The 21,125-nt window shown below is 54.8% G+C and carries 22 protein-coding genes and 1 riboswitch; of the genes, 8 read left to right on the plus strand and 14 right to left on the minus strand.

Annotation, left to right across the window (positions count from 1 at the left end; all coding sequences use genetic code 11):
* Window positions 1-5: 5 nt before the first annotated feature.
* From kdpA to F3J38_RS22250, 6 genes are all read right to left on the minus strand, one after another.
* Window positions 6-1,685, minus strand: a complete 1,680-nt coding sequence (kdpA, locus tag F3J38_RS22225; protein ID WP_167142157.1) for a potassium-transporting ATPase subunit KdpA — start codon at window positions 1,683-1,685, stop codon at window positions 6-8.
* Window positions 1,685-1,774, minus strand: coding sequence for a K(+)-transporting ATPase subunit F (gene kdpF / locus F3J38_RS22230; protein ID WP_100701897.1), 90 nt, complete (start codon window positions 1,772-1,774; stop codon window positions 1,685-1,687). Before kdpF ends, kdpA begins: the two co-directional genes overlap by 1 nt.
* Before the next feature lie 108 nt (window positions 1,775-1,882).
* Window positions 1,883-3,046 carry an HD-GYP domain-containing protein gene (locus F3J38_RS22235; protein ID WP_167142160.1) on the minus strand — a complete coding sequence of 388 codons (1,164 nt, stop codon included), beginning with the start codon at window positions 3,044-3,046 and terminating at the stop codon, window positions 1,883-1,885.
* 187 nt (window positions 3,047-3,233) lie between these two features.
* On the minus strand, window positions 3,234-3,566 hold the full coding sequence (locus F3J38_RS22240) for a HigA family addiction module antitoxin (protein WP_167142163.1): 333 nt from the start codon (window positions 3,564-3,566) through the stop codon (window positions 3,234-3,236).
* A gap of 130 nt (window positions 3,567-3,696) precedes the next feature.
* Entirely contained in the window at window positions 3,697-4,656 is a 960-nt protein-coding gene (locus tag F3J38_RS22245; protein WP_167142302.1) for a 2-hydroxyacid dehydrogenase, read from the minus strand.
* The gene (locus tag F3J38_RS22250; protein WP_167142166.1) at window positions 4,637-6,031 is read right to left on the minus strand and encodes an MFS transporter; all 1,395 of its coding nucleotides are present in this window, start codon (window positions 6,029-6,031) and stop codon (window positions 4,637-4,639) included. Before F3J38_RS22250 ends, F3J38_RS22245 begins: the two co-directional genes overlap by 20 nt.
* 434 nt (window positions 6,032-6,465) lie before the next feature.
* On the opposite strand from F3J38_RS22250, the gene F3J38_RS22255 reads away from it, so the two are divergent.
* Window positions 6,466-7,380, plus strand: coding sequence for a sugar ABC transporter substrate-binding protein (locus F3J38_RS22255; RefSeq protein ID WP_167142169.1), 915 nt, complete (start codon window positions 6,466-6,468; stop codon window positions 7,378-7,380).
* A gap of 55 nt (window positions 7,381-7,435) precedes the next feature.
* On the opposite strand, the gene F3J38_RS22260 is transcribed toward F3J38_RS22255, so the two are convergent.
* Window positions 7,436-7,930 carry a GNAT family N-acetyltransferase gene (locus F3J38_RS22260; RefSeq protein ID WP_167142172.1) on the minus strand — a complete coding sequence of 165 codons (495 nt, stop codon included), beginning with the start codon at window positions 7,928-7,930 and terminating at the stop codon, window positions 7,436-7,438.
* A gap of 62 nt (window positions 7,931-7,992) precedes the next feature.
* On the opposite strand from F3J38_RS22260, the gene F3J38_RS22265 reads away from it, so the two are divergent.
* The gene (locus F3J38_RS22265; RefSeq protein WP_167142175.1) at window positions 7,993-9,825 is read left to right on the plus strand and encodes an ABC transporter ATP-binding protein; all 1,833 of its coding nucleotides are present in this window, start codon (window positions 7,993-7,995) and stop codon (window positions 9,823-9,825) included.
* Here F3J38_RS22265 and F3J38_RS22270 read toward each other — a convergent pair.
* The 3 genes from F3J38_RS22270 to F3J38_RS22280 all read right to left on the minus strand — a co-directional run bounded on the left by F3J38_RS22270 (window position 9,822) and on the right by F3J38_RS22280 (window position 11,633).
* Entirely contained in the window at window positions 9,822-10,946 is a 1,125-nt protein-coding gene (locus F3J38_RS22270) for a GNAT family N-acetyltransferase (protein WP_167142178.1), read from the minus strand. The genes F3J38_RS22265 and F3J38_RS22270 overlap by 4 nt on opposite strands.
* A gap of 152 nt (window positions 10,947-11,098) precedes the next feature.
* Window positions 11,099-11,428, minus strand: coding sequence for a type II toxin-antitoxin system RelE/ParE family toxin (locus F3J38_RS22275; protein WP_167142181.1), 330 nt, complete (start codon window positions 11,426-11,428; stop codon window positions 11,099-11,101).
* On the minus strand, window positions 11,397-11,633 hold the full coding sequence (locus F3J38_RS22280; protein WP_084936699.1) for a ParD-like family protein: 237 nt from the start codon (window positions 11,631-11,633) through the stop codon (window positions 11,397-11,399). Before F3J38_RS22280 ends, F3J38_RS22275 begins: the two co-directional genes overlap by 32 nt.
* 189 nt (window positions 11,634-11,822) lie before the next feature.
* Between F3J38_RS22280 and F3J38_RS22285 the strand changes: the two genes are divergently transcribed.
* The 3 genes from F3J38_RS22285 to F3J38_RS22295 all read left to right on the plus strand — a co-directional run bounded on the left by F3J38_RS22285 (window position 11,823) and on the right by F3J38_RS22295 (window position 14,379).
* Entirely contained in the window at window positions 11,823-12,722 is a 900-nt protein-coding gene (locus F3J38_RS22285) for a LysR family transcriptional regulator (RefSeq protein WP_167142184.1), read from the plus strand.
* A gap of 98 nt (window positions 12,723-12,820) precedes the next feature.
* On the plus strand, window positions 12,821-13,762 hold the full coding sequence (locus F3J38_RS22290; RefSeq protein ID WP_167142187.1) for a glutathione S-transferase family protein: 942 nt from the start codon (window positions 12,821-12,823) through the stop codon (window positions 13,760-13,762).
* An 11-nt stretch (window positions 13,763-13,773) separates the two neighbouring features.
* On the plus strand, window positions 13,774-14,379 hold the full coding sequence (locus F3J38_RS22295; protein ID WP_167142305.1) for an alpha/beta hydrolase: 606 nt from the start codon (window positions 13,774-13,776) through the stop codon (window positions 14,377-14,379).
* Here the strand turns inward: F3J38_RS22295 and F3J38_RS22300 are convergent.
* From F3J38_RS22300 to F3J38_RS22310, 3 genes are all read right to left on the minus strand, one after another.
* Window positions 14,376-15,173, minus strand: coding sequence for a sugar phosphate isomerase/epimerase family protein (locus F3J38_RS22300; RefSeq protein ID WP_167142189.1), 798 nt, complete (start codon window positions 15,171-15,173; stop codon window positions 14,376-14,378). The two genes, F3J38_RS22295 and F3J38_RS22300, sit on opposite strands and share 4 nt — an antisense overlap.
* Window positions 15,174-15,291: 118 nt before the next feature.
* The gene (gene crcB / locus F3J38_RS22305) at window positions 15,292-15,669 is read right to left on the minus strand and encodes a fluoride efflux transporter CrcB (protein WP_034819910.1); all 378 of its coding nucleotides are present in this window, start codon (window positions 15,667-15,669) and stop codon (window positions 15,292-15,294) included.
* Window positions 15,670-15,759: 90 nt separating this feature from the next.
* A riboswitch (Fluoride riboswitch) is annotated at window positions 15,760-15,835 on the minus strand.
* Window positions 15,836-15,876: 41 nt separating this feature from the next.
* Window positions 15,877-16,047, minus strand: a complete 171-nt coding sequence (locus F3J38_RS22310; RefSeq protein WP_167142014.1) for a hypothetical protein — start codon at window positions 16,045-16,047, stop codon at window positions 15,877-15,879.
* 90 nt (window positions 16,048-16,137) lie between these two features.
* Here F3J38_RS22310 and F3J38_RS22315 point away from each other — a divergent pair, with 90 nt between their 5' ends.
* Window positions 16,138-17,055 (plus strand): nucleoside hydrolase, encoded by a 918-nt coding sequence (locus tag F3J38_RS22315; protein ID WP_167142192.1) that lies wholly within the window; start codon window positions 16,138-16,140, stop codon window positions 17,053-17,055.
* A 460-nt stretch (window positions 17,056-17,515) separates the two neighbouring features.
* On the opposite strand, the gene F3J38_RS22320 is transcribed toward F3J38_RS22315, so the two are convergent.
* A complete protein-coding gene (locus F3J38_RS22320) occupies window positions 17,516-18,544 on the minus strand; it encodes a zinc-binding alcohol dehydrogenase family protein (protein WP_167142195.1) in 1,029 nt (342 codons plus the stop codon).
* Window positions 18,545-18,679: 135 nt separating this feature from the next.
* Between F3J38_RS22320 and F3J38_RS22325 the strand changes: the two genes are divergently transcribed.
* Together F3J38_RS22325 and F3J38_RS22330 are read left to right on the plus strand one after the other, a co-directional pair.
* The gene (locus tag F3J38_RS22325; protein WP_167142198.1) at window positions 18,680-19,582 is read left to right on the plus strand and encodes a GntR family transcriptional regulator; all 903 of its coding nucleotides are present in this window, start codon (window positions 18,680-18,682) and stop codon (window positions 19,580-19,582) included.
* Window positions 19,583-19,755: 173 nt separating this feature from the next.
* On the plus strand, window positions 19,756-21,108 hold the full coding sequence (locus tag F3J38_RS22330) for an MFS transporter (RefSeq protein WP_167142200.1): 1,353 nt from the start codon (window positions 19,756-19,758) through the stop codon (window positions 21,106-21,108).
* Window positions 21,109-21,125: the final 17 nt, after the last annotated feature.

The following is a 21,125-nucleotide window of genomic DNA, read 5'->3' on the forward strand; positions in this document are numbered from 1 at the left end:
TTCCGTTATCCCTGAATTAATTGCAGATGTTCCGCCACTGGGCCGAGTGCCAGCGCGGGGATAAAGGTCAGTGCCCCCACCAGCAACACGGTGTCAATCAGCAGCGCGATAAACAGTGGGCCGTGGGTCGGCAGCGTACCGTTGCCCACCGGCTGGATTTTCTTCACCGCCAGCGAACCGGCAATCGCCATCACCGGGATGATGATGCCGAAGCGCCCGATCAACATGCAGAAGGCCAGTAACAGGTTCCAGAACGGCGTGTTAGCGCTTAAGCCGGCAAAGGCACTGCCGTTGTTGTTCGCCGCCGATGAGACGGCATACAGCACTTCACTGAAGCCGTGAATGCCGGGGTTAGCCATACCGGCGCGGCCTGCATCGGTCATCATTGCCAGTGCGGTCCCCAGCAGCACCAGGGTAGGCGTCACCAAAATCGCCAGTGCGGTCATTTTCATCTCCCACACATCGATTTTTTTACCCATGTATTCCGGCGTACGACCAATCATCAGACCGGCAATAAATACGCCGAGCAGCACAAACAGCAGCATGCCGTACAACCCGGCACCGACGCCGCCGAACACCACTTCACCCAGCTGCATCAGCCACATCGGCACCATTCCGCCGAGCGCGGTGAAGGAATCATGCATGGCATTCACCGCACCACACGACGCAGCGGTGGTGATTACCGCAAACAGGCTGGAGTTGAGGATGCCAAAGCGCGTCTCTTTGCCTTCCATGTTGATGGCGCTGTCCGCCCCCAACGTCAGGAAGTGCGGGTTACCGCGCAGCTCCGCCCACATCACGGTCACCACTGCCAGCACAAACATGATGGTCATCGCCCACAGCAGCATGTGGCCCTGACGACGGTCGCCCAGATGCTGACCAAAGGTGAAGCACAGCGCTGCGGGGATCAGGAAGATACTCAGCATCTGCACAAAGTTGGTCAGCGCGGTCGGGTTCTCAAATGGATGGGCCGAGTTAACGTTGAAGAACCCCCCGCCGTTAGTGCCCAGCATTTTAATCGCTTCCTGCGAGGCCACCGGACCGAGCGGCAGCGTTTGCTGTGCCCCTTCCAGCGTGGTGAGCGCGTGGTATGGCTCAAAAGTCTGGATGCTGCCCTGATAAACGAAGAACAGCGCCATCAACAGGCTAATCGGCATTAACACATAGACGGTGATGCGCGTCAGGTCACGCCAGGCGTTACCCAGCGTAGCCAGTGAACGATTGGCAAAACCACGGATCAGCGCGAATGCCACCGCAATACCGGTCGCCGCCGACAGGAAGTTTTGCACCGTGAGGCCCGCCATCTGGCTAAAGTAGCTCACTGTGCTTTCGCCAGCGTAGGCTTGCCAGTTGGTGTTAGTGACAAAGCTCACTGCGGTGTTGAGCGCCAAATCCCAGCTCAGATTGGGCAGATGTTGCGGATTAAGCGGCAGTGCGCCCTGCAACATCAGAATCGCCAGCAGCAGGATAAAACCCAGCAGGTTAAACAGCAGAATGGCCAGCAGATAGTGCGGCCAGCGCATCGCGCCGTTTTCTACGCCCGCCAGCCGCCACAGCGCCTGTTCTGTGCGAGGTAACAGTGGCTTATCGGCCACTAGCACCGCAAGAAAACGCCCCAGCGGTTGTGCCAGCACCATCAGCACCAGCAGGAACACCGCAATCAGTAAAAACGCATTCGCAGCCATCAGAATGCCTCCGCATTAAGCAGGGCATAAATCAGGTAGCCCAACAATATAAATACCAGCACGATGCCGGCTATCACGCCCACGCTCACAGCAACCTCCAGAGGATTTGGTAGTGCTGCAAGCATGCGCGGCGCGGCATAAAGAAGGGGTAAAAAGGCAGGAATGCGGCGTAAAGAAAGTATAAAAATGCTGTCGAATTAGGCGGTTTCCAGTGCCCAGATGCGATTGAGGTCGACGTTATGCCATAAGCCGCTCTCTTCCGAGCCGGTTATGCTGTCGGTGCAGAATGAGTCCCCCAGATCCAGCTCCTCTGGCTTCACTTCACGTTGAGCGTGCAGCGACCAGAAAACATGTACTTTGGGTTTAAGCAGCGATTTTTCTCCAGCCTGCACCACCAGCGCCACGCGACCAGACGCGAGCCGCACCAGCGATCCCACAGGGTAAATACCGATAGTACGCACAAAGGCATGGAGCAGCGCAGTATCGAAGTGTCCGCGCCAGCTCAACATTTTGTGCATCGCCTCGGCGGGCGTCCAGCCTTTACGGTAAGGACGGTCGGAGGTCACCGCATCGTAGACATCACATACCGCTGCGATGCGCGAAAAGAGTGAGATCTCCTCACCTTTCAATTTATGTGGATATCCACTGCCGTCGACTTTCTCATGGTGATGCAAAGCGATATCCAGCAAATCTTCGCCGGCATCCGCTTCCATCAGCATCTGCGCCCCCGCGATGGGGTGCTCACGCATGATGGTAAATTCTTCGTCAGTGAGCTTGCCGGGCTTGTTGAGGATCTCCAGCGGCACGGCGGATTTACCGACATCATGCAGTAATCCACCCATTCCCAAGCGTCGTTGCTGGTGCTCGTCCAGACCCAATTTCTTACCGAGGGAAATCATCAATCCACATACCGCCATGGAGTGCAGATAGGTGTAGTCATCATGGTTTTTTAGCCGCGCGACGCTGAGCAGCGCAGTGGGTTCACGGGTGATTGACCCGGCAATCTCATCCACCAGGTCCAGCGTATAGTCGAGGTCCAGCCCTTGCCCCATACGCGCTTCGTTGAACATCGCCAGGACTTGCGGTTTACCCTGATGAAAGATGGCTTGCGCCTGGTCCAGCTCTTTGAAAAACGTGGTTTGAGGGATCGCTTTTTTGGCGGTAGCCTTGGCAGGCGCCTGCACCGATTGGTTGAGATCGATCCACAACTGCTGGATCCCCTCATTACGGATCATCGCGATCTGGCGCTTATCGGTGATCAGCATCTGGTTGCGAATGCGCTTGTCCTTGATCCACCAAACCTCGAGTTTGTGGATAAACATTCCCTGCCGCAATTCGTCAACGGTAATCAGCTTTATCACGATATCGCTCCTTAATATCAGTGGGTGGTAAGGAGAGGTATCGGCAGCTGAGCAAATATTCTTCAGGAGTGATTTGTGCGATCTGTGAGGGGGGAGAGATTTGGATTAGCGTAATAAATTCGCACCGCTGACGCCTAACTGTGCAGCTTTATCGCGGAACGGTGCATCGCATTATTGCCAGAACTCTTCAGGCAACCTGAATACCGCGCTGTGCCATAAAAGTGCTTAGCGGGATGACACGGCTTAACTCTTCTTGCGTGCGGGCATCATTTTCCACTTCCCATTGGTCTAGATAACGCTGCAGGTTTAGCCAGAAATCCACGGAAGTATCAAAAACAACCGCTAAACGGTACGCCATTTCCGTGGACAGTTTGCGATTGTTATTGACCATCGCACTGGCGGTATTTCTGTGTACATTCAGCATCTCAGCTAAATCATTCACTTTGAGATGCAGGGGTTCGAGGAACTCATACTGCAGCACATCACCAACACTGGTGGGCTTACGTTTTGCCTGATTCATAATATCCCTTTAATTCGATTTAATGCACTCATATGGAGTGCATTAATTAACATTTTAAAGGGATTTTGATTTAAACCTCAATCTGAAAATGAAATTAACTATATCGGCGCGATTTATCATGCGACAGAAACTACACCACCCGCGTTAACACCGCTTCACCCTGCGAAAACGCCAGCAGGTTTTCAAACACCAGGTCCGCCATTGCCGCCATGGTTTCATGGGTGCTGCTGGCAAGGTGTGGAGTGATCACCACATCATCACGATTAAGCAACGCTGCGGGAACCGCCGGCTCATGCTCGAACACATCCAAACCGGCACCCGCAATCTCACCGGCTTCTAGCGCCGCAATCAACGCCTGCTCATCCACTACGCTGCCGCGCGCAATGTTAATCAAAAACCCTTGTGGCCCCAGCGCACGCAACACCTCGGCATTGACCAGGTGTTGCGTCGATGCGCCACCCGGAAGCGTCAACACCAGGAAATCAGCCTGCTTTGCCAGTGATAACAGTGAATCATGGCGCCTGAAAGGCACATCCGGACGTGAGCGTGGATTGTAGAAATGCACGTCCATATCGAATGCCTGCGCACGTTTTGCCAGTTCTTTACCAATACCGCCTAGCCCAACAATCCCGCACACTTTCCCACCGACTTTCGTTGTCAGTGGATAACGTCCCTGAGTTTGCCAGTGCCCTGCACGAACATAACGGTCGGAAGCACTGATGCGACGGGCCACATCCAGCAGGAGCGCCATGCCAGTATCGGCCACGCAGCTGTTGAGCACGCCCGGCGTGTTGGTCACCACGATGCCACGTGCTTCGGCGGCGGCAATGTCTATCGCGTCATAGCCCACACCGTTACTGCAAATCACTTTCAGATTGGGCAACTGTGCCAGTAACTCCGCATTGGCGCCCATCAGCACATTGCCGCTGGTCACCAGCGCATCGATACTGGCACCGTGCTGCGCCAGCCAGGCCGCCTGATCTTCCTGCTGCCACAGACGCGAGGTGGTGAAATGCGCGTCGAGATTATCCTGCAGCCGCTGCGGCAACATCGGGCCTTTCAGCAATACGTTAAACGGCTTTGATACCATCATGTTTCCCCTGTGTTTTATAGGATGTTGCAGACGAATCTTGCTCGTCACCGACACGTTCAATCGGGCCCATCACCAACAAGAACAGCAGCGCCGCGACGATACAGTGCGCGCCAACGAATACCAGACCAATACTGTAGCTGCCGGTCAAACCGACGATGATGCCGAACAGCAGTGGCGTGATGAACCCGGCCATATTGCCAATGCCGTTGAAGATCGCGCCCGCCAGCCCAACCGCTTCTTTCGGTGCCGTATCGCTGACAATCGTCCAGGTGCCCGCGCCCGCCGCGACGCCTTTGCCAAAGAAGGCAAATGACATAATCGCGATAATGCCGGCATTGGTTGGGATCACCGCTGCCAGAATCAGTGAGGCGGCCATCAGCATACCAACGATATACGGCGTTTTGCGTGCCCACGACAGGCTCCAGCCTCTAGCCAGCAATTTGTCAGAGATATAGCCACCGCTGATGCCGCCAAGGAAGCCAAACAGCGCGGGTGCGATGGTGGCAAAACCCGCCTCCATAATATTCATACCGCGCGCCTGGACCAGATAGATCGGGAACCACGTGATAAAGAAGTAGCTCAGCGCAATGATGCAATATTGACCGATGTAGGCACACCACAGCATGCGATTGCTGAGCAGGGTTTTAAACATCGCTTTGCTCAGGGGTGGGCGCGCCTTCAGCGTTTGTGCGGAATCAATATCCACCAGCGCACCGCCTTCCTCAATGTATTGCAGCTCTTTGGCTGAGACGTGCGGATGCTGTTTTGGGCTGCGCATATACCAGCCCCAAATAAACACCGCCAGCACGCCAATGCCGCCCAACACAAAGAACGGCCACTCCCAGCCAAAACGTGATACCAGCCAGCCTGAGAGCGGTGAGAAGATAGCGACGGCAAAATACTGTGCTGAGGCAAACAGCGAAGACGCCCGACCACGCTCAGCCCCTGGGAACCACATAATGACGGCCCGCGCATTAGCCGGAAAACTCGGCGCTTCGATCAGGCCGAGCGCGAAGCGCAGGCCAAACATCAGAACCAGCGCCATGGTCATGCCATTGGAAAACTCGCCGATAAATCCCATCAGAATGGTCGAAACTGACCAGAGCGCTAACGTCACGCCATAGACTTTTTTAGTGCCGAAGCGGTCCAAAAACAGACCGCCGGGGATCTGGCCGATCACATAAGCCCAACTGAAAGCCGACAGGATCAGTCCAAGCTGGATCGCTGATAAACCGAACTCTTCTTTAATAGCCGATCCGGAGATCGACAGGATCGAGCGGTCGGCATACGCCACCACGGACAGAAACAGGATCAGACAGAGGATCCAAATGCGCACATGGCTGTTCTCTCGGCGGTTTTGACTTTGCAACATGGCTGAATTCCTCGATGGGGGAGCCTCCTGCTCCGAAGCAATGATATTCAGGAATACCGCTTAAATTTCACTGTTCAGCAACTATAGAGAGCAAGACGCAAGTGGGTCATTGTGCGAATGAAGGAATCCACGCAGCAATTTCACGCTAGTTTTGGCATCTGCCACAAAGCGAGGTGCGGCGCTGCACAGAACCTCAAATAACTGGCTGCTTTTGCTTCGGAATGTGCGCCAGCTCTGAGAAAAACCTTCGCAACATCACTATGAGCCTGCAAAGCGTGATGCACCCGCGAGCAAAGTGTGCGCTTAGCTGCAAAATCCATACATGTTGATTGTCAGGCTCATTGCCGCCTCGTAGGCTGAAAATGATTTCAATGATCCATTTTAATTTTCATTGAAACATTCATTCTAATAACAAGCTTACCCTGGAGTCCGCGATGAAAATCCTGAAAGCGATACTGTTGCTTGGTCTGCTGTCCAGTTCTGCCACAGCCTTGGCAGCAAAAATCGGCGTATCGATGGCTTATTTCGATCAAAACTTTTTAACCATTATTCGCCAGTCGATTGATAAAGAAGCCAAAGCGCGTGGACTTGATGTGCAGTTTGAGGATGCCCGAGGCGATGTTGGCCGTCAGACCGATCAGGTGCAGAGCTTTATTGGCGCAGGCGTGGATGCCATCATCGTCGATCCAGTGGATTCTGCCAGCACGCCACAGCTGACCAAGCTGGCGCAGCAGGCGAAAATTCCGCTGGTGTATGTGAACCGCACGCCAGGCGATAAAACGTTGCCCGCTGGCGTCGTATTTGTCGGTTCTGACGAGCGCGAATCCGGCACGTTGCAGATGGAAGCATTGGCAAAAATGGCCAATTACAAAGGCAATGTGGCCATTATGATCGGCAACCTGACCGATGCAGGCGCACTGCAACGCACCAAAGATGTGGAGCAGGTGGTGGCAAAATATCCGGGCATGAAAGTGGTGCAGAAGCAGCCTGCCAACTATGCGCGTAACGAAGGCATGGATCTGATGCTGAACTGGATCGGCAACGGTGAGGCGATTGATATTGTCGCAGCCAATAACGATGAGATGGCAATCGGTGCCGCGATGGCACTGGCGAAAAGCAACAAGAAGATTTTGGTTGGCGGCATTGATGCCACGCCAGATGGTCTGAAAGCACTGGCGCAGGACAAGATGCAGGTCACGGTGTTCCAGGATGCGGTAGGCCAAGGCAAAGCCTCGGTGGATGTGGCGCAGAAGCTGATTAAAGGCGAGAAAGTGGATTCCCACGTGTGGATCCCGTTTGAACTGGTGACCAAAGAGAATATGCAAAAGTACGTGGAGAAGAGTCAGTAATTAAGGCCAAAACCGCGCCGTCCTGCGACGGCGCAATGTATTGCGCAGTCCAGTATTACTCCCGCAGTTTCGCCATGACCACGATGTCGTGATACTCACCCTCACGCAGGCAGGCTTTACGCTTCACGCCCTCTTGCTCAAAGCCGAGGCGCTGGTACAACCGTATCGCACGCGCGTTGTCATGAAACGCTTCCAGCTCAATACGCACCACACCGAGCCAGTTAAAGGCATAGTCGATGGCGTTGCGAATCAGTTTCTCACCGATACCCCGCCCGCCAAACGCTGGATCGACGCTAATACCAAAACTGATGCTGTGACGCGTACGCGGGCGCTGTTCGACAAACAGCGTCAGCTCGCCCACCATCTGCCCATCAATCTCGGCCACGAAACCGATATAGCCCGCCGCGTCCATGTTTTCGAATTTTTTCTGCCAGGTTTGTACGCTGGGAAACGGCAGCTGCGTGGTCCAGCGATACACTTCGGGGTGGCTGAAAAGGCGTTGATAAGCGGCTGCATCGGTTGGTTCGCGACCGCGAATGATCAGATCCATGTCGGTAATCCCTTTCACTTGCACTAAGCTGTTAACTCTCACCAAACGGAAAGAGTGACTTTATGTTGTATCGTCGTTTTGAACGTTTTATCAATATTTTCCAGGATGCACCAACCGATTCTCCACCCACCAGCGTCTGGCCGTTTTATCTCTACTATCTGCGCCAGGTGTGGCCAAGCTTTGTTGCCCTGTTGATTGTCGGCTTAGCGCAGGCGCTGATTGAAGTGGCGCTGTTCAGCTATCTCAGCCGCATCATCGATTTAGTGAATCACTCAACGCCCGCCACGCTGTTTACCGACAACTGGCAGGTGCTGCTGTGGATGGGTTTTGTCGCGCTGATTCTGCGGCCGGTGATTATCGCGCTGCACGATATGCTGGTGCATCAAAGTATTAACCCCAGTATGACCAGCATGATCCGTTGGCAGCATCACAACTACGTGCTGCGCCAGAGCCTGAACTTCTTCCAGAACGATTTTGCCGGGCGTATCGCCCAGCGCATCATGCAGACCGGTAACTCACTGCGAGATTCCGCCGTGCAGCTGGTTGATGCCATCTGGCACGTGGTGATTTACGCCGTGACTTCACTGGTGCTGTTCGCTGAAGCCGACTGGCGTTTGATGATTCCGCTGATTATCTGGATCGTCGCCTACAGCGTGTCGTTGAGTTTCTTTGTGCCGCGCGTGAAGCAGCGTTCGGTGGTTTCTTCAGAAGCGCGTTCCAAATTGATGGGTACCATTGTCGATGGCTACACCAATATCGCCACCATCAAGCTCTTCGCCCACAACGATCTGGAGAAACGCTACGCACGCGAAGCCATTCAGGAGCAGACCGACAAAACTCAGCACGCCAGCCGCATGGTGACCACCATGGATATCACGCTGTCGACGTTGAATGGCCTGCTGATTGTCAGCACCTCGGCATTGGCATTGTGGCTGTGGAGCCAGTCGCTGATCAGCGTCGGCGCGATTGCGCTGGCAACTGGGTTAGTGATTCGACTGGTCAACATGTCCGGCTGGATCATGTGGGTGGTGAACGGCATTTTCGAAAATATCGGTATGGTACAGGACGGTTTGAACACCATTGCCCAGCCGCTGAGCGTGCAGGATGAGCCTAAGGCGAAAAACATGCAGGTGACGCGCGGCCAGATTCGCTTCGAAGATGTGCGCTTTGATTACGGCGGTAGCCGCCAGGTGATTAATCGCCTCAATCTCAATATCAAACCTGGCGAGAAAATCGGTTTAATTGGCCCGTCAGGTGCCGGTAAGTCCACCATGGTGAATTTGCTGCTGCGCCTTTATGACATCAACGGCGGGCGGATCATGATTGACGATCAAAATATTGCCGAGGTGACGCAAGAGAGCCTGCGTGGGCAGATTGGGATGATCACTCAGGACACCTCACTGCTGCATCGTTCAATTCGAGAAAACCTGCTGTATGGGCGTCCGGATGCCACCGAAGACGAACTCCAGGCGGCGATTATTCGCGCCCGCGCCGACGAGTTTATTCCGCTGCTGTCCGATCCACAGGGTCGCACCGGGTTGGATGCACATGTCGGTGAGCGTGGCGTGAAATTGTCGGGTGGTCAGCGTCAGCGTATTGCCATCGCTCGTGTGCTTCTAAAAGATGCACCGATCCTGATCATGGATGAAGCCACCTCAGCGCTGGATTCCGAAGTGGAGGCCGCGATTCAGGACAGCCTGGAAACGCTGATGCAGGGCAAAACGGTGATTGCCATTGCGCACCGCCTCTCGACCATCGCCAAGATGGATCGACTGGTGGTGCTGGAGAAAGGTGAAATCGTCGAGATGGGTAACCACCGTGAACTGCTGGCGCACAATGGGCTTTATGCGCGTTTGTGGCAACATCAGACTGGTGGTTTTGTCGGCGCGGATTAATCGCCGCGTCGGTACGGCAGGGCCTCGCGCGCTTCAATGGCATAGGCGCGGATCCCTGCCCGCTCCTGCACCAAATATTCTTCAACGGCTTCACGTAATCCCGGATGGCAAAGGTAGTGCCAGGAGTGGGTGATCTGCGGCTCGAAGCCACGCACCAGTTTGTGCTCGCCTTGCGCACCGGCATCAAAACGTAGCAAACCTTCAGCCATGGCGAAGTCCATGCCCTGGTAAAAACAGGTTTCAAAGTGCAGACGATCAAACTCTGCCAAACAGCCCCAGTAGCGCCCGTACAGCGAATTGCCATCGACTAAATAGAACGCCATGGCGGCGGGTTGGCCCTGCAACGTGGCAATCACCACGCGAATCGAGCGCGGCATACGTTCTGCCAGCAGGCTGAAAAACTGCCGCGTGAGATAAGGACGCTGACCACGTACCGCATAGGTGTTGGCATAGCAGGTGTAGACGAAATCCCACTGGTCTTCACTGAGTTCGTCACCGCGATACCAATGAAATTCAAAGCCGCTGCTCTGCACCTGCTCACGCTCTTTGCGCAGCTGTTTACGCTTGCGTGACATCAGCGTATCGAGGAAATCCTGAAAATCGCGGTAGCCTTTGTTGTGCCAGTGATACTGAATGCCGAGACGCGCCAGCCAGTCGGGCTGTTGCTCCATCACATCATTGGCAAATGGCGTGGTGAAATTGATATGTGCGCCGCTCAGGCCATGCTGCATCAGTTCGTCGGGCAGCGCGGCGAGCAGTTGGCTGATAGCGGCTCCCTCACCCAATAAACGCGCACCGGTGACCGGGCTGAAAGGAATTGCACCGAGCCATTTTGGATAGTATTGGATGCCGGCACGGTGACAGGCATCGGCCCAGGCATGATCGAATACGTATTCACCTTGCGAATTGCGCTTGCGATAGCCCGGCAGCGCGGCGCTGAGCACGCCATTTTCACGCCACAGCAAGTGATCCGGCTGCCAGCCGTTTTCCGGCCGCACGCTGCCGCTCTCTTCCAGCGTGAGCAGAAAGGCATGGCGTAAAAACGGTTGATCGTCAGGTAACAGCGCATCCCATTCGAGGGCGGAAATCTCCGCCAGCGATGACAGATGAAGCAAAGACATGCATGGCTCCCGGCCAGCTAAAGGCAAGGTACTAGTTCAACAGGTTTTGCTGCGCGGGAAAAGATGCGGCGCACTGAATGTGAATCGACTGGAAGGGGCTTGAGGATGAAAAAAAGCTTCCACTACTTAAGGAAGCTGTAGCGCAGGACCGTTTAGCCGATAAGTTTCAGGTCACCTTTGCGGTGGCGTTTCTGCTCATCATAGTAATTCTCATGCGTGCCGAGACTCAGCAAATAGATTTCCAATCTCTGATCTACCCAACTGTAACCCAACAGATATTGCTGCTGACCCAAGTAAAACTTGTGCACCCAGAGATAGCTCAGATCACCTTTCTTGCGTTCGCCTATCTCTGGGTTCGCAATGATGCGATCAATCTCTTCATCAACACCCTCCTTGTCCTGTTCCGTCAGGCGGTTAAAAGCCTTCTCAAAACGACCTGTTTGATATACTTCAACTTCCTGTCCGGTCTTTTCTGCGCACATATTTTTTGACCTTGCCGTTATCCATTTCTGCTTTAGCCAGTAAGATCTCATTGATGAATGAGAACGTCAGATCGGGATTATCCTCTGCTATGCGACCAATCTTGGCCCAGTGCTCAATCTGTTTCGGCACGCTGCGACTCATTGCTTCGGCATGTGTTCTCACATCTTCAACGAAATCATCGTCTAAGCGAATGCTGGTTGCCATATATAAACCTCTTGTTGTCGCCACCCGCGACGGTGTGGTGAGGGTGTACTATCAATACGTCATTACTTGACGTACAACAGATGAGATTGTGCGACATTTTGTCGCATTTAGCAATTTATGATAGCAACGCGATTTATCGTTGATCATTAACGAGTGTGTATACTCACCCTTTTCCCCTCAGGAACCGCCATGGATCGTCTCGATTGTGACCGCATGTTTGTTGCCGTGCTGGAAGTCGGCAGTTTTGCTGGTGCCGCGGAGCGCCTTGGCACCAGCAGCGGGCAGGCGTCCAAGCTGGTGTCACGGTTGGAGCAGGAACTGGGGGTGCAGCTGTTCAAACGCAGCACGCGTGCCTTGTCGCCCACGGAAGTTGGCCGCGCCTATTACGAACGGGTAAAAACGCTGCTGGACGCCTTTGACACGTTGGACGCCACGGTGCGCGAGAACGCCACTACCCCCACCGGCCGGCTAAAAATCAGTGCGCCTGGCACCTTCGGCACCGCGGTGCTCGCCAGCGTGTTGGTGGCCTTCGCCCGTCACTATCCGCTTATCGAACTCGATGTGAATTTCTCCGATCGTGCAGTCAACATCGTCGATGAAGGCTTTGATATGGCAATTCGCATTGGCAAGCTGGATGACAGCAGTCTGATTGCGCGCCGTTTGGGAGATGTGCCGATTCGCGTCGCCGCCTCGCCGGGTTATCTGTTGCAACAGGGCACCCCCCAGCACTGGCGCGATTTAGCCACACACCAGTGCATCAGCGACACCAACTTCCGCGATCCCTGGCACTGGCCGTTTGTCACCCCGTGTGGCGATAGCGTTAGCATGCCGATTCGTGGCCGCCTCTGTTTTTCCAACACGGAGGCCTGCCTGCAGGCGGCGATCGCCGGATTGGGCATCGCCCGTCTGCCCGGTTTTATTGCCGCACCGGCATTGCAACGCGGTGAAATCGTCTCGCTGCTGGATAACTTCGCTACGCCGCCGATGGGGCTGTTTGCCCTCTATCCACCGGCCCGCCATCTGGCGCAGAAAACCCGCTTGCTGATTGATTTCCTCGCCGATCATTTTCAACAGCATTCGCCGGGTTGATTCCTTCCATTTTGGAATCAATGAAAGCCATTTTGCCCGGATTATCACCCAACCAGCAGCGCGCTATGCTGGCCTCCTCACCACAGAGGAGTAGAGCGATGTTGGTAAACGGTAAGTGGAGCGCAGAGTGGCATCCGGTTCAAGCCACCGATAAACAAGGCGGATTTGTCCGTCAGACGTCCAGTTTTCGCCACTGGATCACCGCAGACGGCTCCAGCGAATTTGCCGCCGAGCCGGATCGCTATCATCTGTATGTGGCACTGATCTGCCCATGGGCCTCGCGTACGTTGGTTGCACGTAGCCTGAAAGGGTTGGAAAAAGTGATAAGCGTGTCCGTGGTGGAGCCGCAGTTGGGCGCACAGGGCTGGCACTTCGGCGATTATCCCGGATCTGACCGCGACTGGCTCAACAAAGCCGAGTACATTCACGAGTTATACACTCGTGCCGATGCTGATTTTACCGGCCGCGCAACGGTGCCCGTTCTGTGGGATAAAAAGACGCAAACCATCGTGAATAACGAATCCTCCGACATCCTGCGCATGCTGAACAGCGGGTTTGGCGATCTGGCCGATAACAGCCTCGATCTCTACCCGGAAGATCTGCGTGCGGAGATCGATGCGCTAAATGAGTCGATCTATCCACGCTTGAACAATGGCGTCTATCGCACGGGTTTTGCCACGACGCAAGTCAGCTACCAGCAGGCGTTCCATGATGTGTTTAGTCAGTTGGATGAACTGGAGCAGCGTTTACAGGATGGCCGCACCTTCTTGTTGGGTGAACGCCTGACCGAAGCGGATATTCGCCTGTTTGTCACGCTGATCCGCTTTGACGCCGCCTATCATGGCCTGTTCAAATGTAACCTGCGCCGCTTACGCGACTATCCACTGCTCGATCGCTATCTGAAGAGTATGCTGGCGGTTTCGGGTGTGCGTCAGACAGTGAACATCGACCATATCAAACAGGGTTATTATTCAATCAAGGCGCTGAATCCCAACGGCATTGTCCCGGTTGGCCCAGATATGGCGGATTACGGACTTTAAGGAGCAGGATGATGGCAAAAGCGTTAGTGGTTTTCTTACACGGTGTCGGCAGTAATGGCGATGACCTGGCCGTGCTCGGTCAGCACTGGGCCAGCCTGCTGCCGGATGTGGCTTTTGCCTCACCGAATGCGCCCTATCCGTTTGAACATGCGATGGGCTATCAGTGGTTTAGCCTGACGGGCATCACCACAGAAAACCGCCCGTCGCGCGTGCGTGAAGCGCGTGCAGCCTTCGATGAGACGTTGCAGCAACTGATGGCGCAGAACGGTATGGCTGACGCGTGGGATAAGCTGATTCTGGTGGGCTTTTCTCAGGGTTCGATCATGGCGCTGGATGCACTGGCGTCGGGTCGCTACCCGCTGGCGGGCGTGGTGGCGTTTTCAGGACGCTTATCTTTCGACGGCGCGTTAACGCCGCAGCAGCACACGCCAGCACTGCTGATTCACGGCAAAGTGGATGGTGTGATCCCCTATAGCGAAACAGAATCAGCGGCACAACGTTTGCAGGAGGCAGGGGTCACGGTGGAAGCACGCTATGAAGCCACCACCGGGCACACCATCTCCTCACAGGGTGCCATGCAGGCAGCGACGTTTATCGCCCAGTGTTTACAGGATTAAGGCCAATAGCGATTTAACGCTTGCCAGGCTTTTTGCGCGGCCACCTCAGGGGGTTGCGCTTTTAACTCATCGTTAAACACTTCAATCCCGACCGGGCCGGTATAACCGCCACTCTTCAACTTATCGACAAATCGCTCCACCTCGATAATGCCGTCGCCGGGCAGTAACCGCTGATGGCGCGCATAATCACTCAGCGCGCCCTTTTCTTGCGGCGGCATCTCCGCCATATCGCACAGCTGCACTTCGTAAATACGATCGGCAGGAATGCCGTCCAGTTGCGACGCATCACCGCCCAAAGCACAGATATGGAACAGATCGACCACCAGCCCAATATTCGGCTGGTCGAGACGTTGTAAACGCTGCCACGCCAGCGGCAAGGTATTATCAACGCTGCACCACGCCATCGGTTCGTACATGATGCGCATGTTATAGCGCGCGGCTTCCGAAGCCATCCAACGCAGATCTTCATCGATACGCTCAGCCACGCAATCTTCACGCGTGGTGGCGGGAGCCTGAATGGTATCGCAGCCAATGGACTGGGCAATGTGGATAAACTGACGCAACTCTTCGCGTTTCTGTAAACGTTCGCGATCAGGGGTGCCGGTAAAGTCGCGTAGCACCTGCAAGTTGGTAAAGCCGAGATCTAACTGTTGTGCCAGTTGCGGTGTGTTGGTCTCGACATCATCCCGCCAGATTTCGACCTGATCGAAACCCGCGGCACGGGCCGCGCGCAGCTTCTGCTCAGGTTCACCGTTTAACAACACCAGGTTAAGGAATTTGGGGTTACTTCGCATCAACGGGCTCCTTAATCGTCCGGATAAATCGGTGACAGGTTCTGCGTGTCACGCACACAGAACACCGACCAGTATCTACCTCTTAGGCGTTATTTCAAGCCCGTGATGCGCAGGGCTTTTATCCCAGCAAATTGACCACTGCAAAACCGGCGAAGGTCATCAGCAATGAACCAATCACATGCACCATCACGCTCGACATCGCCCAGAGGTATTTACCGGTTTGCAGCAAGCCGACAATTTCCGCTGAAAAGGTTGAGAAGGTGGTCAAACCGCCGCACAGGCCAGTGACAATCAGCAGCTTCCAGAAAGGGTCAATATGAGGATTGCGGACAAAAAACGCCAAGGCTGCACCGATGATAAAACCGCCAACCAAATTCACCATTAAGGTGCCCGGCGGCAGATTAGGAAACAACGCGTTAAACCGCAGGGAAATGAGCCAGCGTAGCGAGCAGCCCACGGCACCACCGAGCATCACAGCCAGTAACGACTTCAACATACTTTTGGAGCTCCTGAAATGAGTTACGCGCAGGGCCGCGGCAGGACAGAAAACACCTGACACACCGCCGTCTCCCGCGCAGGGATACGAGTGTTGTCAGGCGTCATCAGCCGTCTGTTTCCAGAACGGCGGTTGGGGAAGGTGGCACGCCATCACCTTAGCGGCATGATAATACGCTGGTGCAGAGAGGGTGACAATATCGGAGGGCTAATCCGTCGTGACTTGGATAAGGTCTTTCAACAACTCTTCTCGCGTCATTCCCGTATTTGCTGCTTTATCTTTCTCTGAAAGAGCAAGTAAGGTGAGTAAAGCACAGAGTTCTTGATAACGCTGGCCTTGACCAGATGGCGCAATGAATATCAGCGATTTAATTATCATGCATACTCCTGATTAATTTTCGCGTTTATAGCACATTCATCATCTTGATATTTTTGCTTCACTTCCATTTATACAAAATTGGAGATCCCGATGCGTACCCTAATTTTTGACACTGATATCGGCGTGGATGATGCTTTTGCGCTGGCGTATGCGGCGCGGACGCAGCGGTTGCTGGGCATTACCACGGTGTTTGGCAATGTGGCGGTCGGGCAGGCGGTGAAAAATGCCCGGCTGTTCTGCGAGAAAATGGGGATTGAGGCACCGGTGTATCGCGGTTGCTCGCGGCCACTGGCATTGGCGCCTTCTGCGCCGGCCACGCTGCACGGCCTGGATGGGTTAGGTGATGCCTTCGAGAATACATACAGTGAAGATGCGCCCAACGCGGTGCAGTTCATTATTGATAGCGTGCGCGCGCAGCCCCATGCCATCACCATCGTGGCGATTGGACCGCTGACCAATATTGCCAGCGCCATCAATCAGGCACCGGATATCATTCCTCTGGTGAAAGAGCTGGTGATTATGGGCGGCGCATTCGGCACCGACGGCCATTCTGGCAACGTGTCGCCGTTTGCCGAGTTTAATATCTGGAAAGATCCGCATGCCGCCGATCAAGTGCTGGCCTCGGCGTTACCGGTGGTGGTATTGCCGCTCGATGTGACACACAAAGTTCTGATCACGGGCGATGAAGTGCGGCAGTTGAATCAGCCGGTGTTGAGCGCGATATGCCGCCCTTATCTGGCCTACAGTCTGCAAAAAGAAGGATTTGATGGCATGGCACTGCATGACACGTTGACGCTCTCCTGGCTGGCTTTGCCACAGGCGTTTACCGTGACCGAAGCACCAGTGCGCGTGATAACGGAGGGCATCAGTCTTGGTCAGACAGTCAGACGTCTCAGCGCCCTCGCCTCACGTGAAGATCCGTTTGCCGGATTACGCACACAGCGCTTGTGCCTCGGCGTGGATGCCGAAGCGGTCAGGGAACACTTTTTTGCCGCACTGCGGGCATGAGATCGGTGGTCGCTATCAATGGCGTAATGCTTGCCAGTTAAGCGCCGGGTGATCACGCAGTCTTTTTAAAAGGACACTATGGTTGAGGCCAGAGCGCGCCTCTTCCCCTGAACAGCCCCAGCACGCTCTTCAGCTTCAGTGCATGCTGTTAAAAACGGCACGATGGCTGAGGCCAGAGCGCCTCTGCTGCTGCAAGGGCTAACCGCAGCGCTGAGGCTTTTACGTTGGGCCAGGAGCCAGGCGCAGGGATGCGACTGGCAGTTCGGGTTGGCCAGGACGGCCTTACCCGAACGGTCCGTAGGCACGACGTGGAAGCCGAAGGCACCGCGTCAGCGGCGCGAGGACGGCCTGGCAGCAGCAGAGGTGCTCAGGCCCGCATGCGCGCGCAGTGAGACGCGAGTACGGCCCGGCAGCAGCAGAGGTGCTCGGGCCCGCATTCGCGCGCAGTGATACGCACCGGCTACCTCGCAAAATGAATCACACCTTTAATCAGCTCACGATTGTTAATCACCTCTGGCTCAAAGGTCTCCGCCAAAGTAGAAAAATCATAATGCCGATTCAGCATGATGTCGGCACGAAGCTGACCCGAAGCCATTAATTCGCCGACTTTTGCGAAATCTTCGTGCGTGGCATTGCGACTGCCCATCAGCGTTGTTTCACGTTTGTGGAACTCAATGTCAGGAATCACCAAATCGCCTTTATGCAAGCCGACAAATACAATGGTGCCGCCATGGCGAATCAGCTTCACCGCACCGTTCATCGCCGCCGGGCTGCCGGTGGCATCAATCACTTTCGCCGCCAAGCGCCCACCAAACTCCGCACGTAGCGTGGTTTCGAAATCCTCGGCCAGCGGGTTGATGGTCGCGAGCCCGAGCTTTTCGGCAACATGCGCACGTCGCGGTTCACTGGTGTCGGCCACCACCACCTGCGCACCCGCTGCCGCAGCAATCGCGGCTACGCCTAATCCAATCGGCCCCGCGCCCACCACCAGCACTTGCTCATCGGCCACCACTGCCGCACGACGTACCGCATGAGCACTGATCGCAAAAGGTTCGATCAGTGCCGCCGCTTCTGGTGCCACATCATCTACCGCCAGCAGGTTGCTCGCAGGCACGCTGAGAAACTCGCAGAAACCACCGTCCTGGTGCACACCAATTACTGAAATATTTTCGCAGCAGTTGGTCTTCCCACTCAGGCACGCATCGCATTGCTGACATGACACATAGGGAATCAGCGCCACACGTTGACCAACCCTAAAGTCGCTGACGCCACGCCCCGGCTCCACCACTTCACCACAGAGTTCATGGCCCAACACCCGCGGATAGCTGAAGAAAGGCTGATTACCCGCCCAAGCGTGAATATCCGTGCCGCAAATTCCAGCGGTAATCGGTTTAATCAGAACCTCGTGTGCGGCGGGCGTAGGCTTCTCTCGCTGCTGCCACACCATATTGCGTGGTTCGGCGACCACCAGGGTTTTCATCGTTGTCATGGGCTTCTCCTGTGCTGATGTCGCAGTTATGGCGAAAATCGCTGATAACCGCTTTTTGCACATCCCGAACTGTGAGGCAAACCAATTTTTTTGGGCTTTGAATGGTTTTTAATGAATAAAAAACCGGAGAACCCGATGAGCCGAAGCCAGAATTTACGTCAGAACGTGATTAATCAAATGCTGGAAGGCATTGCCAAACGACACATCCGTTCTCCGTTGCCGCCCCAGGCGGCACTGGCTGAAATGTTCAACATTAGCCGTACCACCGTGCGTCACACGCTGCAGCACCTGCATGAGCGTGGCGTACTGGATAAAGTGGAAGATACCTACGTTATCGCGCGTGATCCCGGCGAAGATGATGGTTTTAACGCATTGGCCCCACCCATTGATCAACAGGCTATCCAATTTGAACAAACCTTTTTTAACTTGATCAATCAGCGTCAACTGATGCCAGGTGACAGCTTTAGTGAACTGCAATTAGCCCAACAAGTGAAAGCCAGCCCGGTGGTGGTACGTGAGTTTTTGCTGCGGTTTATGCGCTATGACTTGTTGGAGCCGATTAAACGCGGCCACTGGCGCATGAAGAAATTTGACCAGCAATATGCAGAGAACTTGTTTGAGCTACGTGAAATGCTGGAAACTCATGCACTTACTCGGTTTTTGAATCTCCCCTCACAGGATGAACGTTGGATTCAGGCGCGTGACCTGCTGGATCGTCATCGGGCGATGCGTGACACCATTGCGAGTAATTACCGCCACTTTGCCGCACTGGATAAGGAGATGCATACACTGATTCTCTCCGCCGCCAACAATCCTTTTTTCAATCAATCGCTTGAAATCATCTCTGTGATTTTTCATTCGCATTATCAATGGGATGAGGCGGATTTGAAGCAGCGTAACATCGTGGCGTTGGAGGAGCATATGGCGATCTTAACGGCGTTAATCAGCCGTCAGGATGTGGAAGCCTTGTGCGCACTGCACAGTCACCTTGGTACAGCGAAGTCATCCATGATCCGCTGCATTCGTCAGTACAATTAAAAACCGATTAAAAACCACAAAGCATAAGCGCCCGCACGAATCTGAAACATCCTCGCAACATCCCGACCGGTTTACTTCTAGTCTCCAAAGCAATCCATTGTGGCAGCACCGTTTCGCTGCCGCAGGATCCCTACACCTAATAACGATAAGTACCCCATACCTGGGAGGTCGCAATGGAAAATACATCCGCACGTGGTCGTGATACCGCGCCAACAACGGCTGCCGAGGGACAAGATTTTGTCCCAGCACGCGGCGATGTGGTGCGCTCACCGCGCATTAAGAAGATTCAGCTTACCGCCATGTTGCTGCTGCTGTTTGCCGCCATCATCAACTATCTCGATCGTAGCTCGCTGTCAGTGGCCAACATGACCATTCGTGGAGAGCTGGGTTTATCCGCCACTGAAATTGGTGTGCTGCTGTCGGCGTTCTCGCTGGCTTACGGCCTGGCACAGTTGCCTTGCGGCGCGCTATTGGACCGTAAAGGGCCACGCATCATGCTGGCACTGGGTATGTTTGTCTGGTCACTGTTCCAGGCAGCGGCAGGTCTGGTTCATAACTTCACCCAGTTTGTGTTGGTGCGCATCGGATTGGGCATCGGTGAAGCGCCGATGAACCCTTGCGGCGTTAAGGTGATCAACGACTGGTTCAACATCAAAGATCGCGGCATGCCGATGGGTATGTTTAACGCCGCCTCGATGATTGGTTTATCCATTGCCCCGCCGATTCTGGCGGCGATGATGCTGGTGATGGGCTGGCGCGGCATGTTCGTCACCATCGGCGTGCTCGGGATGTTCCTCGCCATTGGCTGGTATTTGATGTATCGCAATCGCGATAACAGCAAGCTGAGCGGCGAAGAGATTCACTATCTGCAAGCCGGCAGCGTGGCGTCACGCAAAGAGCCGCTGAGTTTTGCCGAGTGGCGCGGTCTGTTCAAGCAGCGTACGATGTGGGGCATGATGATTGGCTTCAGTGGCATCAACTACACTGCGTGGCTCTACATCGCCTGGCTGCCGGGTTATCTGCAATCGACCTATCATCTTGACCTGAAAAGCACCGGTTTGCTGGCAGCGATTCCGTTCCTGTTTGGTGCCGCGGGCATGCTGTTAAACGGCTATGTGGTGGATGCGCTGGTGCGCCGTGGAATGGATGCCGTGAAAGTGCGTAAGGTATCCATTGTCAGCGGCATGCTGCTGTCTGCCGCCTTCACCACTTTCGTCACCCGTGCAACAGACACCACCAGTGCAGTGACGCTGATTGGCATGGCGCTGTTCTGCATTCACTTTGCTGGGACATCTTGCTGGGGCTTGATTCACGCTAACGTCACTGCGCGTATGACCGCTTCCGTGGGCAGCATCCAGAACTTCGCCAGCTTTGTCTTCGCCTCATTCGCGCCGGTGATCACCGGTTGGGTACTGGACACCACCAAATCGTTTAGCCTTGCGCTGATGATTTGTGCAGGCGTGGCCGTGGTGGGCGCGCTGGCCTATTTGGTGCTGGTGCGTAAACCGATTACGGATGGGGTGTAATTCCAGGTGCGCATTAA

Origin of the sequence: Candidatus Pantoea formicae (genome assembly GCF_011752625.1) — a bacterium.
In the GTDB taxonomy this organism is placed as follows: domain Bacteria; phylum Pseudomonadota; class Gammaproteobacteria; order Enterobacterales; family Enterobacteriaceae; genus Pantoea; species Pantoea formicae.

Bases quoted from the DNA above. Each gene is read 5' to 3' on its own strand.
- F3J38_RS22325 (WP_167142198.1), top strand. From the start codon at position 18,680: ATGAGCCGAAGCCAGAATTTACGTCAGAACGTGATTAATCAAATGCTG.
- F3J38_RS22255 (WP_167142169.1), top strand. From the start codon at position 6,466: ATGAAAATCCTGAAAGCGATACTGTTGCTTGGTCTGCTGTCCAGTTCT.
- F3J38_RS22300 (WP_167142189.1), bottom strand. From the start codon at position 15,173: ATGCGAAGTAACCCCAAATTCCTTAACCTGGTGTTGTTAAACGGTGAA.
- F3J38_RS22285 (WP_167142184.1), top strand. From the start codon at position 11,823: ATGGATCGTCTCGATTGTGACCGCATGTTTGTTGCCGTGCTGGAAGTC.
- F3J38_RS22260 (WP_167142172.1), bottom strand. From the start codon at position 7,930: ATGGATCTGATCATTCGCGGTCGCGAACCAACCGATGCAGCCGCTTAT.
- F3J38_RS22295 (WP_167142305.1), top strand. From the start codon at position 13,774: ATGGCAAAAGCGTTAGTGGTTTTCTTACACGGTGTCGGCAGTAATGGC.
- F3J38_RS22315 (WP_167142192.1), top strand. From the start codon at position 16,138: ATGCGTACCCTAATTTTTGACACTGATATCGGCGTGGATGATGCTTTT.
- F3J38_RS22330 (WP_167142200.1), top strand. From the start codon at position 19,756: ATGGAAAATACATCCGCACGTGGTCGTGATACCGCGCCAACAACGGCT.
- F3J38_RS22245 (WP_167142302.1), bottom strand. From the start codon at position 4,656: ATGGTATCAAAGCCGTTTAACGTATTGCTGAAAGGCCCGATGTTGCCG.
- F3J38_RS22240 (WP_167142163.1), bottom strand. From the start codon at position 3,566: ATGAATCAGGCAAAACGTAAGCCCACCAGTGTTGGTGATGTGCTGCAG.
- F3J38_RS22265 (WP_167142175.1), top strand. From the start codon at position 7,993: ATGTTGTATCGTCGTTTTGAACGTTTTATCAATATTTTCCAGGATGCA.
- F3J38_RS22320 (WP_167142195.1), bottom strand. From the start codon at position 18,544: ATGACAACGATGAAAACCCTGGTGGTCGCCGAACCACGCAATATGGTG.
- F3J38_RS22275 (WP_167142181.1), bottom strand. From the start codon at position 11,428: ATGTGCGCAGAAAAGACCGGACAGGAAGTTGAAGTATATCAAACAGGT.
- F3J38_RS22290 (WP_167142187.1), top strand. From the start codon at position 12,821: ATGTTGGTAAACGGTAAGTGGAGCGCAGAGTGGCATCCGGTTCAAGCC.
- F3J38_RS22250 (WP_167142166.1), bottom strand. From the start codon at position 6,031: ATGTTGCAAAGTCAAAACCGCCGAGAGAACAGCCATGTGCGCATTTGG.
- F3J38_RS22280 (WP_084936699.1), bottom strand. From the start codon at position 11,633: ATGGCAACCAGCATTCGCTTAGACGATGATTTCGTTGAAGATGTGAGA.
- F3J38_RS22270 (WP_167142178.1), bottom strand. From the start codon at position 10,946: ATGTCTTTGCTTCATCTGTCATCGCTGGCGGAGATTTCCGCCCTCGAA.
- crcB (WP_034819910.1), bottom strand. From the start codon at position 15,669: ATGTTGAAGTCGTTACTGGCTGTGATGCTCGGTGGTGCCGTGGGCTGC.
- kdpA (WP_167142157.1), bottom strand. From the start codon at position 1,685: ATGGCTGCGAATGCGTTTTTACTGATTGCGGTGTTCCTGCTGGTGCTG.
- F3J38_RS22310 (WP_167142014.1), bottom strand. From the start codon at position 16,047: ATGATAATTAAATCGCTGATATTCATTGCGCCATCTGGTCAAGGCCAG.